We start from the raw sequence: 15,710 nt of genomic DNA on the forward strand, positions 1-15,710 counted from the left end.
CTAGACGGTGGCAGGGACACTCGCCGTCGACAGCGCTCGCTCGACGCTGTTTGCCGCGAGGCCCATGCCGGTGGTCATGCCGATGCCGGTGGTGACGGTGACGACGTGGGTACGTTCCACCGGCTCCTCGATCAGGAACTCCTGGTCCGGCGCCGAGCAGTAGACGCCCTGCCACCGTTCGCTGATCTCGATATCGTTGACGCCGAACAACTTTCGGGTGTGGTCGAGCAGGATGTCGAAGCCCTGCTCGGACTGGAACGGCGCCGCGGAGACCTCGCGGACGTGCGTGTCACCGATCAGCACCGAGCCGTCGGGCTGCGGCGTGAACATCAGGTGCAGATCGATATCGATCTCGTCAGGGTGCGCGGACTGCAGCCGCTGGGCGACGGCGCCGACGCTGGGCAGGTCTTCGAAGCCGGAGTAGCGCAGCAGCGACCAGCCGGTGAACAGCGGTGCGGGCAGAGTGAAGGCCAGTGGCAGCCGGGCCCGGATCATGTGTAGCCGGCACCGCAACAGACCGTCGCGCTCGGCGAGCGCCGGGAAGAGCCGGTCGATGTCGTAGTTCACGGTGACGAACGTGGTCTCGGCGTGCAGCGGTCCCCGCGAGGTGTGCACGACACCCGGTTCGAAACCTGATGCCGCTGTGCGCCAATGGAAGTCGACGCCCTGAGATTCCAGCCAGCGGGCGATGGCAGGCACGGCCGTGCGCGGGTCCACCTGCAGGTCGGCCGGCAGGTACATGCCGCCGACGACCCGGGAATCGCGTGCCGGGATACGGTCGAGCAACTGGCCGCGGTCGAGCAACTGCACGTCACCGACGGGGCGGACGTTGGCGAACTCGTGCATGACGGCGAGTTCGTCGTCATGCCGGGCGACGCAGTAGGTACCGGACTCCCGCGACCAGAAGCCCGCGAGGCGGGACAGGTCCAGCCAGTGTTCGCGACCAGCGCGGGCATAGTCGAGGGCCACACCGGACTGCGCGGTGATGCAGGCATGACCAAAGTTCTGCACGGAAGCACCGACGACTCCGGCGGCGTGGTCGATCACGGCAACCGAGAGACCCCGCCGGTGTGCGTGATAGGCGTGCGCGAGGCCGACGACTCCAGCTCCTACGACCACGACGTCGTAGCTTCGTTGATTTTGCATGTCGACAACTGTGGCGGACGTCACCCTAGTTGTCAATACATGTTTTGGCATTGCCGCAACCTATATAGACATCTTGAACATCGGGTTAATTCACTGCCAACGGCAGGGCACGTGAAACGATTGGCCCCGACAGCCGCCCCATGCCGAAGGAGCCGCGATGGGATACGCCGACGAACTGTTCGACCTCACCGATCGGGTGGTCCTGATCACCGGCGGCAGTCGCGGACTCGGGCGGGAGATGGCTTTCGCTGCCGCGCACTGCGGCGCCGATGTCATCATCGCCAGCCGCAACCTGGGGTCATGCCGGACCACTGCCGCCGAGATCGTCGCCGAGACCGGGCGGGCGGCGCTGGCCCACCAGGTGCACGTCGGCCGCTGGGACGAACTCGACGGCCTCGTGGACGCCGCCTACGAGGAGTTCGGCAAGGTCGACGTGCTCGTGAACAACGCCGGCATGTCCCCGCTGTACGAGTCGCTGGGCTCGGTGCCGGAGAAGCTGTTCGACGCGGTGGTGAACCTGAATTTCAAGGGGCCATTCCGCTTGTCGGCCCTCGTCGGTGAGCGCATGGTCGCTGACGGCGGCGGATCGATCATCAACATCAGCTCGTCGGGCTCACTGCGTCCGGACGCGTACATGCTCCCCTACGCCGCCGCCAAGGCCGGATTGAACACGCTCACAGAAGGTTTCGCGAAGGCCTTCGGCCCGACGGTGCGGGTCAACACCTTGATGGCGGGTCCGTTCCTCACCGATATCAGCAAGGCCTGGGGTGCGGATACGGCGAACGCCTTCCGCTCGCTGCCGTTGCAGCGCGCCGGCGCACCTCGCGAAATCGTCGGCGCCGCACTCTTTTTGATGTCTGACGCATCCAGCTTCACCACCGGCTCGATCCTGCGCGCCGACGGCGGGTTCGCCTAGTTCAGGTGGCCGGCCGCCAGCAGCACCGCGGCCGCGGCAGCCAGTGAGGCGTCGACGCGCTCGCGGTCGTCACCCATTCCGACGAGAAAATCGACGGTCAGCGGGCTGAGAATATCCCGCAGTCCATGGCCTTCGGCACCGAAGAAACCCGCCATCTCGAGCATCACCGCCCCGTGGCACATGCTCCAAATGCGGCCTGCGACAGCGGCTTCGCCGTCGTTGCGGATGCGGCCGGCCTCGGTCATCCGACGCACCGACGCGCAGAGCGTCTGGAACGACGCGTCGCGCGACGTGGCATGTCCGGTCACCGTCAAATCTCTACGGACGCTGGACAACGATGCCGGGACGGACGTCCCGAACATCAATTGGTAGTGCTGCGGATTCTTCAACGCGAACCGGCGGTAAGCGGCGCCCATCGAGAAGAAGTCCGCCACTGGATCATCGGTGTGGGGTACGGCCGCGAGAGCGTCGCCGAAACGGGCGAAGATCTCATCCGAAAGTGCCTCGACAACACCCGTCATCGACCCGAAGTGGGTGTACACCACCATCGTCGACGTGCCGACCTCAGCGGCGAGCTTGCGCACACTCAGCGCCTGGAGGCCGTCGCGCTCCAGGATCACAATGCCGGCTTCGACCAACTGCCGGCGAATTTCTTCGCTCACCCTTGCACACCATCCATAACAGTGTTATACCAGTAACCGCAGCCAATAACACTGTTATGGAGGTCCCACGATGACCAACCGCTACCTGGAAGGCGCCTTCGCGCCACTGCACGACGAATTCACCCTCACCGACCTGACCGTCACCGGCACGATCCCGGACTATCTCGACGGTCGCTATCTACGCAACGGCCCCAACCCGATCGGCGAGGTCGACCCCGAGCTCTACCACTGGTTCCTGGGCGACGGCATGGTCCACGGCATCCGCATCCGCGACGGCAAAGCCGAGTGGTACCGCAATCGCTGGGTGCGTGGGCCGTACACCGCGGCCGCTCTCGGCGAGGATGCACCGGCGGGGCGCGGCAGCCCATTCGCCATCGGCGCCAACACCAACGTGCTCGGCCACGCCGGCAAGACCCTGGCGCTGGTCGAGGGCGGTGGCGCGAACTTTGAGCTCACCGACGAATTGGACACCGTCGGCGTGTGCGATTTCGACGGCACCCTCTCGGGCGGCTACACCGCACACCCGAAGCGTGATCCGGAAACCGGTGAACTGCACGCGGTTTCGTACAGCTTCACCCGCGGCAACACCGTGCAGTACTCGGTGATCGGGACCGACGGTCGGGCCAAACGCACCGTCGACATCGAAGTACACGGCAGCCCGATGATGCATGACTTCTCGCTGACCGAACGGCACGTCATCTTCTACGACCTGCCCGTGAGCTTCGATGCGGGGATCATCACCGAGATGGCCGTGCCGAAGGCACTGCGACTGCCGGCGCGATTGCTGCTGTCCTCGTTGATCGGCCGGGTAAAGATTCCCGATCCGATCACGGCGCGACAGTCGAGCTTCAAATCGAAAGACCGGCGCTTTCCGTATTCGTGGAACCCCAAGTACCCCGCCAGGATCGGCGTCATGCCCCGCGACGGCGGCAACGCCGACGTGCGGTGGTTCGACGTCGAACCGTGCTACGTCTTCCACCCGATGAACGCCTACGACTCCCCCGACGACAACACCATCGTCCTGGACGTCGTGCGGCATCCCAAAATGTTCGACACGGACCACCTCGGCCCGAACGAGGGGCCGCCCACTCTCGATCGCTGGACCATCGATCTCGCCGCAGGCAAGGTGCTCGAAGACCGCTTCGACGACCGCGACCAGGAATTCCCCCGCATCGATGACCGTCTGACCGGCAAGCGGCACCGCTACGGCTACGCGCCCACCGTCGGAGAAGGTGCCGGGGGCAGCGACACCCTGCTCAAACACGACCTGATCGCCGGCAGCACCGCGACCAGGTACTTCGGCGCCGGGAAGGTGTTGGGCGAGTTCGTCTTCCAGCCATCATCGCCGACGGCAGCCGAAGATGAGGGCGTCGTGATGGGCTACGTCTACGACGAGGCGACCGATCGTAGCGAGTTGGCGATCCTCGACGCCCAGACCCTCGAGGACGTCGCGAGCGTCAAGATTCCACACCGGGTGCCGGCGGGCTTCCACGGCAACTGGGTACCGACCGCGTAGGCCTCAGGCGGCCGGCCCGGCTACGGCGTGATGATGTTGAACGCCGGGTCGGGCCGGTCGACCACGCTCAGCAGCGTCGGCAGTGCAGTCGCGTCACCGGCCACCTCGACACCCGGTGAGCTGGTGTCACCGGCGGCAAAAGCCAAGAGCCGCAGCTTGTTCGCGAGGGTGACGGTGGCGTGCGCGGTCTGCGGGTCGGCGACCACCTTGCGGTGCACCAGCACACCGTTACGCAGCGCCAACCGGTAGTTGGTCGCGACGTCCTGGAACGTCACGTCGATGGCGAGGTTCAGGTCCCAGGCCCGCGGGCCGTTGATGTTGATCGCGAAGGTGTCGAACATCTGCTCGGGGCTGAGCTGGCCGAGGATCGACGGCGACGCCGTCTGGGTCGGGGTGCCGAAGTTGCCCTCGCGCAGCTCAGTGGCGCCAGAGAGGAAGAAGTTGCGCCACACGGCGTTCTCGGCACCGTACGCCAGCTGCTCGAGGGTGTCCGCGTACAGAGCGCGGGCTGCGGCATGGTTCTCGTCGGTGAAGATGGCATGGTCCAACAGGGTTACCGCCCAACGGTAGTCGCCCTCGTCGAACGCCTTCTGTGCCAACTCCACCACCCGGTCGATGCCGCCCATCGCCTCGACGTATCGAGGGGCGGCAGCGGCCGGCGGGTGCTGCCAGAGCCGGCCCGGATTGCCGTCGAACCAACCCATGTAGCGCTGGTAGACGGCCTTGACGTTGTGGCTGACCGAACCGTAGTAGCCGTGGGTGTGCCAGGCCTTTTCCAAAGCCGGTGGCATCTGGAAGGTTTCGGCGATCTCGATGCCGGTGTAGCCCTGGTTGAGCTGGCGCAGCGTCTGGTCATGCAGGTAGGCGTAGAGATCCCGTTGCACCGAAAGGTATTCGACGATGTTGTCCTGACCCCAGGTCGGCCAGTGGTGCGAGGCGAAGACGACGTCCGCGCGGTCGGAGAAGGTGTCGATGGCCTCGGTCAGGTAACCCGCCCAGCCATGTGGGTCGCGAACCAGCGCGCCGCGCAGCGTCAGCAGGTTGTGCAAATTGTGGGTGGCGTTCTCGGCCATGCACAGTGCGCGGAATTTCGGGAAATAGAAGTGCATTTCGGCCGGCGCCTCGGTGCCGGGGGCCATCTGGAACTCGATCTCGACGCCATCGACGGTGTGTGTCTCACCCGTGATGCGCACGTCCAAGGTCGGCACGATCAGCGCAACCTCACCCGTCGACCCGACCTGCCCCAGCCCGCACCCCACCTGTCCCTGCGGCCCGCGATCGAGCACCGCTCCGTACATGTACGCCGCCCGGCGGGCCATCGCCGTTCCGGCATAGACGTTTTCCTGCACGGCGTGCTCGGTGAAGCCCTCAGGCGCGATGATCGCGACCTTGCCGGCGTCGACGTCGGCCTGGGACGTCACCCCGAGTACGCCGCCGAAGTGGTCGACGTGGCTGTGGGTATAGATGACGGCCCGGACCTCGCGGTCACCGCGGTGCGCGCGGTAGAGCGCGAGCGCCGCGGCTGCCGTCTCGGTGGAAATCAGCGGGTCGATGACGATGATGCCGGTGTCGCCCTCGATGAAGCTGATGTTCGACAGGTCCAGGCCGCGGACCTGGTAAATGCCCGGCACCACTTCGTAGAGGCCTTGCTTGGCGCACAGCTGGGACTGGCGCCAGAGGCTCGGGTGCACGGTATCCGGCGCGTCGCCGTTCAAAAAGCTGTAGGAATCGTTGTCCCACACCACTCTTCCATCCGCAGCGGTGACGACGCACGGCTCCAGCGCGGCGATGAAGCCACGGTCGGCGTCGTCGAAATCCCGGGTGTCCGCGAACGGCAGTGAGTCGATGTGTGTGCGGTTGGCAGCGGCGATGGCATCTGTGGGCGGCTTCTGCTCCATACCGATCACCTTTCCACCTCACAGCTCGTGCAGCACAACTTCCGCGAGAACACCGTCGCCAATCGTCGCGGTCATGTACGTGCAGTGCGGCTGACGGCGCCGATCGGTCGGCGAGCCCGGATTCAGCAGCCTCAGACCCGTACTCGCCGTGCTGTCCCACGGAATGTGGCTGTGCCCGAACACCAGAACGTCGGTGTCGGGGTACAGCCGCGCCATGCGGGCATCGCGGCCCGCGGATGCACCGGTCTCATGCGTAATCGTGAACCGGACACCACCGAGGGTGACATCGGCCCGCTCGGGCAGCCGGGCCCGCAGGTCTGCGCCGTCGTTGTTGCCCCAACAGCCGACCACTCGCTTGGCCCGCTGCTCCAGTTCGTCGAGCACAGCGACGTCGACCCAGTCGCCGGCATGCAGCACCACGTCGGCGCGGCCGACCTCGTCCCAGACCTGGGCGGGCAAATCGCGCGCCCGCTTGGGCAGATGGGTGTCAGAGATCAGGAGTAGGCGCATCAGCTGAAGTAGCGCCGAGGGTTGTCGACCAGCATGGTGGTGAGCTGGTCTTCGGTGACGCCGCGTTCACGCAGCGCGGGCAGCACGTCGTCGCTGATGTGGGTCAACTTCCAGTTCGGTTGCGCGGCAAGCTTGCCCTCGTGGGAGAACCAGTCGATGAAACACGAGGTGTCGTGCGCCAGCACCATTTTCTCGGCATAGCCGCGTTTGGCCAGCGCGGCCACCGTGTCGACCCGCTGCTCGAAGGGCAACAGCATGTCGAGTCCGAATCGGTCCATGCCGAGGTACGACCCGGCGTCGGCGAGCGCACACAGGTAGTCGAGGTCGGTGCTGTCGCCGGAGTGGCCGATGACGACTTTCGACAGATCCACCCCCTCCTCCGCGAATACCTGCTGCGCGACCAGACCGGATTGGCTGTGCGCGTGGGTGTGCACCGTGATCGGGGCACCGGTCCGCACGTGCGCCTGTCCCACAGCGCGCATCACGCGCTCCACCCCGGGCGTCAGCCCCTGGTGTTCGATGGCGCATTTCAGGAACGCCGCCCTGACCCCGGTGTCGGCGATACCGTCGCGGATATCCCTGACGAACAGCTCGACCATCGGTTCCGGTGCGTCGAACAGCAGGCCCGGGCCGGTATGCAGGAATTGGAACGGCACGTCGTTGTACGTGTAGATGCCTGTCGCCACGATGATGTTGATGTCGACCTGTTCGTTGACGCGCTGAATACGCGGCAGGTAGCGGCCCAGGCCGATCACCGTCGGATCGACGATCGTGTCGATGCCGCGTGATTTGCCTTGGCGCAGTTGAGCTATCGCGTCGGCAACCCGGGTCTCCTCATCCCACGGTGACGGATAGTCCGGAAAATTCTGTCGAATCTCGTCGCCCAGGATGAACACGTGCTCGTGCATGAGCGTCGCCCCGAGTTGATCGACGGGCACCGGGCCCCTGACGGTCTGCACGTGCGTCATCTTCGCCAGTCTGTGCCATGAGTGGCCGAGCATCAAGACCCCATGTCAACCGAATTGACACAGGCTGCATGTGCCAGTTAGCTGAGGTAACGTCCCGCTCATCCCGAACCGCGAAGGAGTTGCCCGCATGAATTGGAACTTCCTCGGCACCGACTGGCACCTGTTCGGCAAGTTGGCCGACGCTGCGCTGCTGTCACTGTTGTTCGGCGCCACCGTGATGTTCTTCTACGTCCAGCGCTTGCGGAAACAACCGCAACTGCCGATGGCCGAGGACGTCCGGGCCAAGCAGACGGTGCTCACAAAGGTCCGCAAGCGCCAACCGATGACGCCCGAGGAGCTGGAGTACGCCACGCAGGTGGTCGACAACCAGCGGACCTTGATGACGTTCGCCATTCCCCTCACGATCTTCTCGCTGGGCTGCTTCTACGTGCTCGGCAGCCTGGAACAGCTGCACGGCGCCACCCCGTCCGAGCGCACCTTCCTCGGGGTCATCGCGATGATCTCGTCCATCAATGTCACCGCCCAAATCTTCCGCGTGATCAAGCTCAAGAAGAGGCTGTCCACGGTCACTTTGGTGAATTCTGCGAATTAGCTGAACGCTCTCACCTCGCCGTTTGCCTCGGCGGAATATGCACGACTCCGGCAGCGTCAAATGGCTGATAAGGTTTACGCCGACTCATATCAATCTAATTGATATACCCGAGCCATCGAAAGGTGACCGAGTGAGCCAGCGCTCTACCGCCAGACGGGCCCTCGCCCGAGCCTGGATGCCGTTGGTCGCCCTGATCGCGATCGGCGTCGGGGTGCTCTGCATGGTCAAAGTCCACGAGTTCTCCGAACCGGGACCGGTCCTGGCCGTCAATCCGCCGCAAGCGCCGCCCGAGTTCACACCAAAGACCCTCACCTACGAAGTGTTCGGCAGCCTCGGCTCCGGCGGCCTGTTGTCGTACGTCGACATCAGCGGCCACCCACACAAGGTCGATCTGACCGAACTGCCGTGGTCACATACCGAGACCACCACACTCACCGTGGTCTCCGGCAGCATCTCGGTTCAGGTGCACGGTGGGAGCGTCGGCTGCCGGATGAAAGTGAACGACGTTGTCCGCGACGAACAATCCGACGACCACGGCAACGCCGACGTCGCCTGCCGGGTGAAGTCCGCGTGAGCGAAACCGACACCGCCCCGATCGTTCGTCCCGCGCACAGCGCGGCCGAGCGCCCCTTCGTCGCGAGAACCGTTCGCTTCCTGGCCATCCCGATCATCGTCTTCTGGGCCCTGCTCGCCGTCATCACCAACACCTTTGTGCCGCAGATCGAACGCGTCGCCGAGGAACTCGCCGGTCCGATGGTCCCGACGTACGCGCCCTCCCAGGTCGCGATGCTGACCATCGGCAAGGAGTTCCACGAGTCCACTTCCACCAGCCTCACCATGCTGGTCCTGGAGGCCGATCGCGGGCTGACCGAACAGGATCGCGACTACTACGCCGGCCTGGTCCGCACACTCAACGCCGATCGCACGCATGTGCAGTACGTGATGGACACGTGGGGCAAGCCCATCACGGCCGCCGGCGCGCAGAGCCTCGACGGAAAGTCGGCCTACGTGCTGCTACGACTGGCCGGCGATATCGGGCAGATGGAGGCCAACAACTCGGTCGACGCCGTCAGGAAGATCGTCAACACCTCCAATCCGCCTGCTGGACTGAAGGTTTACGTCAGCGGCGCGGCGCCGCTGGCCGCCGACACCGTCGAAATCGCCAACTCCAGCCTGAACAACATCACCATCGCGACGATGTTCCTGATCATCTTCATGTTGCTGTTGGTGTACCGCTCCGTCGTCACGATGCTGGTGCCGTTCTTCGGCGTCATCCTGCTGATGCTCTCGGTCAAGGGCGTCATCTCCGCATTCGGGCACTACGGATTCATCCCGCTGTCGTCCTTCGCCACCAACATGGTCATCTCCCTCACCCTCGGCGCGGGCACCGACTACGGCATCTTTCTCATCGGCCGATATCACGAAGCCCGGCTCAATGGCGAGAGTCGTGAGGACGCGTATTACACCGCGTACAAGGGTGTTTCACACGTCATCGTCGGTTCCGGCCTGACCATCGCCGGCGCCTGCGCCTGCCTGACCTTCGCCCGGCTCAACTACTTCCACACCATGGGCCCCGCCGTGGCCGTCAGCATGCTGATCACCATCGCCGGTGCGCTGACCATCGGCCCCGCGCTGCTCAGCGTCGGCAGCCTGTTCGGCCTGTTCGATCCGAAGCAGGCGGTCAGGGCGAAGGTGTACCGGCGCATCGGAACCGCCGTGGTGCGCTGGCCCAAGCCGATCCTGGTGGCCAGTGTCGCGCTCGTCTCGGTCGGTGCGGTGTTCGTCCCGACCTACCGGGTCAGCTATGACGACCGCACCTACCAGCCGTCAGATGCCCCGGCCAATCAGGGTTTTCAGGCCGCCGACCGGCACTTCCCGAAGAGCAAGTTGTTCAGCGAGATGCTGATGGTCCAGGCCGATCACGACATGCGCAACTCGGCCGACTTCATCTCGCTGGACCGCGTCGCCAAGGCACTGATCCGGCTGCCCGGCGTGGCCATGGTGCAGAGCATCACCCGGCCGATGGGCCGGGCTCTCGAACACGCCTCCATCCCTTACCTTTTCACCACGCAGGGCAGCGGCAACGGCCTGCAACTGCCGTTCACTCAGCACAACAACGAGAACACCCAGAAGCAGGCCCAGATCACCGCGCACAGCATCGAGGTGCTGAAGAAGACCGCGGACCTGACCCAGAAGCTCGCCGACGAGCTGCACTCCACGGTGCTGACCATGGCGGATATGGAGCAGGTCACCAACGACATGCGTGACGCCGTCGCCAATCTCGACGATTTCATGCGTCCCATCCGCGCGTATTTCTATTGGGAGCCACACTGTTTCGACATCCCGGTGTGCTGGTCGTTCCGATCGCTGTTCGACGTGATCGACAAGGTCGACAACCTCGCCGCCGATATCGGGAATGCCGTCGGCTCGCTGGAGGTGGTCGACAGCCTGATGCCGCAGATGGTGTCACTGCTGCGGCAGACGGTGGCCGACAACCAGCAACTGCTCGCGCTGATCGTCAACAACTACGGCCCTACGGACATCCAGAACAAGAACACCGACCAGACGTTCGACGACATGATCAATGTCGGCAACGACTTCGACGCTTCACGCAGTGACGACTTCTTCTACATTCCGCACGAGGCATTCGACAACGACGACATCAAAACCGGTATGGCCCTGATGATGTCGCCCGATGGCCATGCGGCGCGGTTCATCGTCACCCACGAGGGCAACGCGATGGGACCGGAGGGCATCGAGCACGTCGAGCAGTTCCCCGATGCCATCAAGATCGCGCTGAAAGAGACGTCCCTGGCCGGGTCGAAGATCTACATCGGCGGGTCCGGCTCCAACAACCTGGACATCCAGACCTACGCCACGAATGACCTGTTGATCGCGGCCATCGCGGCGTTCGTGCTGATCTTCCTGATCATGATGATCATCACGCGATCTCTGGTGGCCGCCTTGGTCATTCCCGGCACCGTGGCCTTCTCCTACGCCGGAGCATTCGGGTTGTCAGTACTCATCTGGCAGCACCTGATCGGACTGCACCTGCACTGGCTGATCCTGCCGCTGACGTTCATCGTGCTGGTGGCCGTCGGCTCGGACTACAACCTGCTGCTGGTGGCCCGGCTCAAAGAAGAAGTCGGCGCGGGCTTGAACACCGGCCTGATCCGCGCACTGGGCAGCACCGGCGGCGTGGTGACCTCGGCGGGTCTGGTGTTCGCGTTCACGATGCTGGCCATGCTGTCCAGCGACCTGCGCACCATCGGTCAGATGGGGTCGACGGTCTGCATCGGCCTGCTGCTGGACACCCTCGTGGTGCGGTCGTTCATCGTGCCGTGCCTGGTGCGCCTGTTGGGCCCCTGGTTCTGGTGGCCGACGTTCGTCCGGCAGCGGCCGCTGCAGCCATACAAACCGGGTGTGATGGTCTAGCCCTCGGCCACCCGGCGGTACAGCTGCGGATCGTGCGCGTTGACAAGGACCAGGTCCGGTTGACCTGCGGCCCAAAGCTCGCTCAGGCGTTGATGATTGGCCTGCACGCGCTTCCAGTCGAAGGCGACGGAGCGTTCCATCATGGTCAGCGCCCGGGGCGCGGTGTTGCTGCCGTCGAGTTGGCCGCGGTGGTAGAAGCTGTCACCGGCATGCAGAATCCAGCAGTCTCCGGCGTCGACGGCAACCGCGGCATGCCCGCGCGTGTGGCCGGGCAGGTTGATCAGGACGATGCCGTCGGCGATCTCGGTGAGTTCCTTTGCGCCGGGGAATCCGCGCCACGACTCGGTCTCCGCGGGGGCATGCTCGACCAACATCGGGCCGTGCGCGTGCCCGGCCGGTAGGTACCGCTGCCTCTCCACGAGGGTCGTCGGATGCAGCGCGGCGAACGCCTCGGCGTCGGTGAGATGCACCTGCGCCCAGGGAAAGTCGGCCAGCCCACCGATATGGTCCGCGTCGAAGTGCGTCACGACGATGTGCCGGACATCGCGGGGCTCGAACCCGAGCGTCCGAATCTGGTTGACGGCAGCTTCGTTCGGGTCGAACACCGGGCGGACGTAGAACCTCGCCGGGCCGAAACGGGATGCCGGCGATTCCGCGTCCCGCAGACCCAGCCCTGAGTCGACGAGCACCAGACTCGACGCGGTTTCGAGCAACAGCACGTGACACACGAGTCCGTCGGGGACGAACCGCGGATGCATGGTGCCGCAGTTGAGGTGGTGGACTTTCATGCCAGGTCTGCGGGCAGGGTCTCGATGAGCCGGGCATCGGGCTGACTGGACATGGCCAACAATCCCCGCAGCCCACGGATGACGGTGGGCCAGTTGCGGGGATCACGCAGATTCAACCCTCCCACAAGCTGTTTGAGCATCGTCAGGGTGTCGAAGTAGATGCGTTCGGCGACCAGGTTCTCGTTCTCGTCGAACACGAAGTACGCCGTCATGCGGGTGCGGTGCCGCGACCCGGTGGCCGGGATGCTGCCGAGCGGGCCCAAATGTGTTCCCAACAACCAGAATTCGACGATGACGGCGTCGGCACTGTGCCGCAGCGCGATGATCTCGTGGTCCTGATCGGGAAACGCCACCCGGGTGTCGTGGTAGTAGCCGCGGACGTCGGCGTCGCCGTCGTGGACGGTCAGCGTCGGAATGATCTCGTAGTGCGGGTGCGGGAAGGTCGCGAGCACGTCGTCCCAGTCCTGACGGACCTCGTCATGGAAGTGGTCGAGGACGAGCTTCTCGCGGGCCTGCAGCACGTCGGCGGGCGGAATGGCGAAGCGATGCGTCATGAGAGCTCCTGTCGGAATTATTTCCACACCGTGGGATTAACCTCAGATTAATCCCACGGTGTGGAAATTTGCAAGAGTCTGGGCCACAATGGGCGTCATGAACGCCGCCCAAGCGCCTCGCCGCGGGAGACCGCCGAAGGCGGAGGCGCAGTTGACCCGGTCGGCGATCCGCGAGGCAGCGCTGACGGTGATCGACCGGGACGGCATCGCCGGGGTGAGCATGCGGTCGGTCAGCCGGCTGCTCGGTGTCGACGCGAAGAGCCTGTACCACCATGTCGCCGACAAGGACGACCTGCTCGACTCGGTCGCCGAGTACCTCCTCGGACAACTGGGCGCGCCCGAGCCGACAGGCGACCTGCGGACCGACCTGACGGCCCTGGCCCACGAGTTCCGGCGAGTGACACTGACGCATCCCGAGGCGGCGCCTCTGGTGCTCACCCGCCAGCAATCGACACTGGCCGGACTCACGCCTGTCGAAGCGGTGTTGGCGGTACTGCGTCAGGCCGGCGCCGGACCCGAGCACGCCGTGCGACTCACCCGCGTACTGGTCGCCGCAGTTGTCGGGATGCTGCTGCGCGAGGTGTCCGCTAGCCCCACGTTCGGCAGCAGCGATCCTGACGACATCGCCCGCCGGCAAGGAGAACTCGAGGCCTCCGGGTTATCCGCGGTGGCGGCGTCGGCCGCTCATCTCGCCCACTTCGACCGGGACGAGGAGTTCGAGTCGGGCGTGGATCTACTGGTGGATTTCGTCGCGTTCCAGCTCGCGGACACCGACGCCTTGACATAGTCATGCCATGCGGTTGCTGAGTGCTGTCGACACGATGTTCTACCGGATGGAGGCCGACCGGACGCCGATGCACATCGGCGCGCTGCTTACGTTCCGGTTGCCCGACGATGCCGGCCCTGATTACGTCCGCGGCCTCTACGAGGCGTTCTCCGGCCTCTCGTTTCTGCCGTTCCCGTTCGACAGTCAGGTCGTCGACGGCATCTTCCCCGAATGGCACTCCGTGCAGCCCGATTCGGATTATCACGTCCGACTGTCGGCACTGCCATACCCGGGGAGCGAGGCCGATCTGGGCAAGCTGGTCGCGCGCTTGCATGCGCACCCGCTCGACATGCGGCGGCCGCTGTGGGAGGCGCACTTCATCGAGGGCCTCTCCGGCGGCCGCTTCGCCATGTACTTCAAGGCTCACCACTGCGCGGTCGACGGCATGGGCGCCATCAACACCATCAAGAAATGGCTGAGCACCGAGCCGGATCGGTATGTGCCACTATCCGAGGTCGGGCCGAAGGCCGAGGTGCCCGACCGCAACCGCATCGCGTCGGTTGCTTACGAGCTGTGGAACCGGACGGCCGACGGCGTCACCGGCTCGGCCGAGTTGGTGAAGAGTCTGGTCGGGATGATCGGAGGCGCCAACAGCCACGTCGGGGCGACGCTCGGCACACCACGGGCGCCCTTCAACGCGACGCTCACCCCGCAGCGTCGGTTGGCGGTCGAGGTCCTCGAACTGGGACGCCTGAAGGCCGTCGCCAAGGCCACCGAGACAACAGTCAACGACGTCACGCTCGCCGTCTGCGGGGCAGCGCTGCGTCGCTATCTGGACGAACTCGGCGAGCTGCCCGACCAGACGCTGACTGCCTCGGTGCCGGTCGGCTGGGAGCGGGACGAGGACACCCTGAACGCGGCCGCGGGATTCGTCTGCCCCTTGGCGACAACGGAATCCGATCCACTGCAGCGGCTCGCGGTGATCAACGCCTCGACGGCGCGCGGCAAGAAGGAACTGCTCGCGATGTCACCGAACGCGTTGAACCACTACACGTTGATGGGCCTGCTGCCGCTGACCATCGGTCAGAAAACCGGTGCGCTGACCAAGATTCCGCCCCTCTTCAACCTGACGGTGTCCAACGTCGTCCTCACCAGGGAGCCGCTGTACCTCGGCGGCGCCCAGCTGGAGTTGATCGCTCCCGTCTCATTCCTGTGCGACGGCTACGGGCTGAACATCACCCTGGTCGGTTACACCGACAAGGTCATCCTCGGGTTCGTCGGCTGCCGCGACACCATGCCGCATCTGCAGCGTCTGGCGGTGTACGCCCGTGGGGCCCTCGACGAACTCGAACAGGCCGCCGCCTAGCGGCGCGCATCGCGCACGGCCAGCCATATCGCCGCGATCAGGAAGTAGAACGCGCCGAAGGCCGCGTAGGGAACGAAGACGGTCATGCGCGGAACCTCGGGCGCATTCGCCAGGACGAGAAACATCCCACCCGCCAATGCCGACTGGACGCCGCTGAAACCCATGGGCCACTGTGCCCCATGGGTTTTCCAGCGGCGCACCGCGGTCGCGAGTTGAAGAAGGCCCGCCAGAGCTGCCCACACGCCGAACACGCCGAGCACCGCATTCATGCTCGCGGCCAGCGCGACGGCGACGGCGCAGGTCGTGACGACGCTGACCGCGGCGTTCAGGGCCTGGGTGGGATTGCGCCTGACTCCCCCATTGCGCTGTGCGTCAACGAGATTGGCGACCGCGTCCCACGCTGGATAGATCAGAAGGAGCGCTCCGATCACGGCACCCATGCTGTTGGCCGCGCCAGTGGCGGCAGCAACCCAGGCAAGGGAGAACGCCGCTCGGGTCAGGTAATAGCGTTTGAGCCACGCGTTGCCTTCGCTCGTACGCGGCGCCTCGCGAGTCGTCTCCGTCATTCAAGCTCCCGCCAGCTCCGTAGTCGA

The 15,710-nt window shown here is 65.1% G+C and carries 15 protein-coding genes; 7 read left to right on the plus strand and 8 right to left on the minus strand.

The features are described 5' to 3' along the window. A complete protein-coding gene (locus tag ACWW1C_RS27370) occupies positions 1 to 1,146 on the minus strand; it encodes a TIGR03364 family FAD-dependent oxidoreductase (RefSeq protein ID WP_455981178.1) in 1,146 nt (381 codons plus the stop codon). Positions 1,147 to 1,303: 157 nt separating this feature from the next. Here ACWW1C_RS27370 and ACWW1C_RS27375 point away from each other — a divergent pair, with 157 nt between their 5' ends. Next, entirely contained in the window at positions 1,304 to 2,062 is a 759-nt protein-coding gene (locus ACWW1C_RS27375) for an SDR family NAD(P)-dependent oxidoreductase (protein ID WP_455981179.1), read from the plus strand. On the opposite strand, the gene ACWW1C_RS27380 is transcribed toward ACWW1C_RS27375, so the two are convergent. Beyond that, complete coding sequence (locus ACWW1C_RS27380) at positions 2,059 to 2,724, minus strand: TetR/AcrR family transcriptional regulator (protein WP_455981180.1); 666 nt, start codon at positions 2,722 to 2,724, stop codon at positions 2,059 to 2,061. The two genes, ACWW1C_RS27375 and ACWW1C_RS27380, sit on opposite strands and share 4 nt — an antisense overlap. 70 nt (positions 2,725 to 2,794) lie before the next feature. On the opposite strand from ACWW1C_RS27380, the gene ACWW1C_RS27385 reads away from it, so the two are divergent. Beyond that, a complete protein-coding gene (locus ACWW1C_RS27385) occupies positions 2,795 to 4,240 on the plus strand; it encodes a carotenoid oxygenase family protein (RefSeq protein ID WP_455981181.1) in 1,446 nt (481 codons plus the stop codon). A 20-nt stretch (positions 4,241 to 4,260) separates the two neighbouring features. Here the strand turns inward: ACWW1C_RS27385 and ACWW1C_RS27390 are convergent, their stop codons facing one another. The 3 genes from ACWW1C_RS27390 to ACWW1C_RS27400 are packed head-to-tail and all read right to left on the minus strand — an operon-like array spanning position 4,261 to position 7,616. Further along, the gene (locus tag ACWW1C_RS27390) at positions 4,261 to 6,144 is read right to left on the minus strand and encodes an alkyl/aryl-sulfatase (protein WP_455984460.1); all 1,884 of its coding nucleotides are present in this window, start codon (positions 6,142 to 6,144) and stop codon (positions 4,261 to 4,263) included. 12 nt (positions 6,145 to 6,156) lie between these two features. Continuing rightward, positions 6,157 to 6,648 carry a metallophosphoesterase family protein gene (locus ACWW1C_RS27395; RefSeq protein ID WP_455981182.1) on the minus strand — a complete coding sequence of 164 codons (492 nt, stop codon included), beginning with the start codon at positions 6,646 to 6,648 and terminating at the stop codon, positions 6,157 to 6,159. Beyond that, positions 6,648 to 7,616 carry a phosphotriesterase family protein gene (locus ACWW1C_RS27400; RefSeq protein ID WP_455981183.1) on the minus strand — a complete coding sequence of 323 codons (969 nt, stop codon included), beginning with the start codon at positions 7,614 to 7,616 and terminating at the stop codon, positions 6,648 to 6,650. Before ACWW1C_RS27400 ends, ACWW1C_RS27395 begins: the two co-directional genes overlap by 1 nt. A 127-nt stretch (positions 7,617 to 7,743) precedes the next feature. Between ACWW1C_RS27400 and ACWW1C_RS27405 the strand changes: the two genes are divergently transcribed. From ACWW1C_RS27405 to ACWW1C_RS27415, 3 genes are all read left to right on the plus strand, one after another. Further along, positions 7,744 to 8,208, plus strand: coding sequence for a hypothetical protein (locus tag ACWW1C_RS27405; RefSeq protein WP_455981184.1), 465 nt, complete (start codon positions 7,744 to 7,746; stop codon positions 8,206 to 8,208). A gap of 175 nt (positions 8,209 to 8,383) precedes the next feature. After that, on the plus strand, positions 8,384 to 8,782 hold the full coding sequence (locus ACWW1C_RS27410) for an MmpS family transport accessory protein (RefSeq protein ID WP_455984461.1): 399 nt from the start codon (positions 8,384 to 8,386) through the stop codon (positions 8,780 to 8,782). Positions 8,783 to 8,802: 20 nt separating this feature from the next. Then, positions 8,803 to 11,643: an MMPL/RND family transporter gene (locus ACWW1C_RS27415; RefSeq protein WP_455984462.1), complete on the plus strand. Its 2,841-nt coding sequence runs from the start codon at positions 8,803 to 8,805 to the stop codon at positions 11,641 to 11,643. Here the strand turns inward: ACWW1C_RS27415 and ACWW1C_RS27420 are convergent. Beyond that, on the minus strand, positions 11,640 to 12,431 hold the full coding sequence (locus tag ACWW1C_RS27420; protein ID WP_455981185.1) for an MBL fold metallo-hydrolase: 792 nt from the start codon (positions 12,429 to 12,431) through the stop codon (positions 11,640 to 11,642). The genes ACWW1C_RS27415 and ACWW1C_RS27420 overlap by 4 nt on opposite strands. Then, a complete protein-coding gene (locus ACWW1C_RS27425) occupies positions 12,428 to 12,985 on the minus strand; it encodes an ester cyclase (RefSeq protein ID WP_455981186.1) in 558 nt (185 codons plus the stop codon). Before ACWW1C_RS27425 ends, ACWW1C_RS27420 begins: the two co-directional genes overlap by 4 nt. A gap of 97 nt (positions 12,986 to 13,082) precedes the next feature. On the opposite strand from ACWW1C_RS27425, the gene ACWW1C_RS27430 reads away from it, so the two are divergent. Both ACWW1C_RS27430 and ACWW1C_RS27435 read left to right on the plus strand, forming a co-directional pair. Next, a complete protein-coding gene (locus tag ACWW1C_RS27430) occupies positions 13,083 to 13,772 on the plus strand; it encodes a TetR/AcrR family transcriptional regulator (protein WP_455981187.1) in 690 nt (229 codons plus the stop codon). Between the two features lie 7 nt (positions 13,773 to 13,779). Beyond that, positions 13,780 to 15,117, plus strand: coding sequence for a WS/DGAT/MGAT family O-acyltransferase (locus ACWW1C_RS27435; RefSeq protein ID WP_455981188.1), 1,338 nt, complete (start codon positions 13,780 to 13,782; stop codon positions 15,115 to 15,117). Here ACWW1C_RS27435 and ACWW1C_RS27440 read toward each other — a convergent pair. Further along, the gene (locus ACWW1C_RS27440) at positions 15,114 to 15,683 is read right to left on the minus strand and encodes a DUF308 domain-containing protein (protein ID WP_455981189.1); all 570 of its coding nucleotides are present in this window, start codon (positions 15,681 to 15,683) and stop codon (positions 15,114 to 15,116) included. The two genes, ACWW1C_RS27435 and ACWW1C_RS27440, sit on opposite strands and share 4 nt — an antisense overlap. Between the last annotated feature and the right edge of the window lie 27 nt (positions 15,684 to 15,710).

Source organism: Mycobacterium sp. HM-7, from assembly GCF_053852335.1.

Excerpts from the sequence above, each read along its gene's own strand:
- ACWW1C_RS27370 (WP_455981178.1), bottom strand. The coding sequence starts at position 1,146 with ATGCAAAATCAACGAAGCTACGACGTCGTGGTCGTAGGAGCTGGAGTC.
- ACWW1C_RS27375 (WP_455981179.1), top strand. The coding sequence starts at position 1,304 with ATGGGATACGCCGACGAACTGTTCGACCTCACCGATCGGGTGGTCCTG.
- ACWW1C_RS27385 (WP_455981181.1), top strand. The coding sequence starts at position 2,795 with ATGACCAACCGCTACCTGGAAGGCGCCTTCGCGCCACTGCACGACGAA.
- ACWW1C_RS27395 (WP_455981182.1), bottom strand. The coding sequence starts at position 6,648 with ATGCGCCTACTCCTGATCTCTGACACCCATCTGCCCAAGCGGGCGCGC.
- ACWW1C_RS27400 (WP_455981183.1), bottom strand. The coding sequence starts at position 7,616 with ATGACGCACGTGCAGACCGTCAGGGGCCCGGTGCCCGTCGATCAACTC.
- ACWW1C_RS27405 (WP_455981184.1), top strand. The coding sequence starts at position 7,744 with ATGAATTGGAACTTCCTCGGCACCGACTGGCACCTGTTCGGCAAGTTG.
- ACWW1C_RS27410 (WP_455984461.1), top strand. The coding sequence starts at position 8,384 with ATGCCGTTGGTCGCCCTGATCGCGATCGGCGTCGGGGTGCTCTGCATG.
- ACWW1C_RS27420 (WP_455981185.1), bottom strand. The coding sequence starts at position 12,431 with ATGAAAGTCCACCACCTCAACTGCGGCACCATGCATCCGCGGTTCGTC.
- ACWW1C_RS27425 (WP_455981186.1), bottom strand. The coding sequence starts at position 12,985 with ATGACGCATCGCTTCGCCATTCCGCCCGCCGACGTGCTGCAGGCCCGC.
- ACWW1C_RS27430 (WP_455981187.1), top strand. The coding sequence starts at position 13,083 with ATGAACGCCGCCCAAGCGCCTCGCCGCGGGAGACCGCCGAAGGCGGAG.
- ACWW1C_RS27435 (WP_455981188.1), top strand. The coding sequence starts at position 13,780 with ATGCGGTTGCTGAGTGCTGTCGACACGATGTTCTACCGGATGGAGGCC.
- ACWW1C_RS27440 (WP_455981189.1), bottom strand. The coding sequence starts at position 15,683 with ATGACGGAGACGACTCGCGAGGCGCCGCGTACGAGCGAAGGCAACGCG.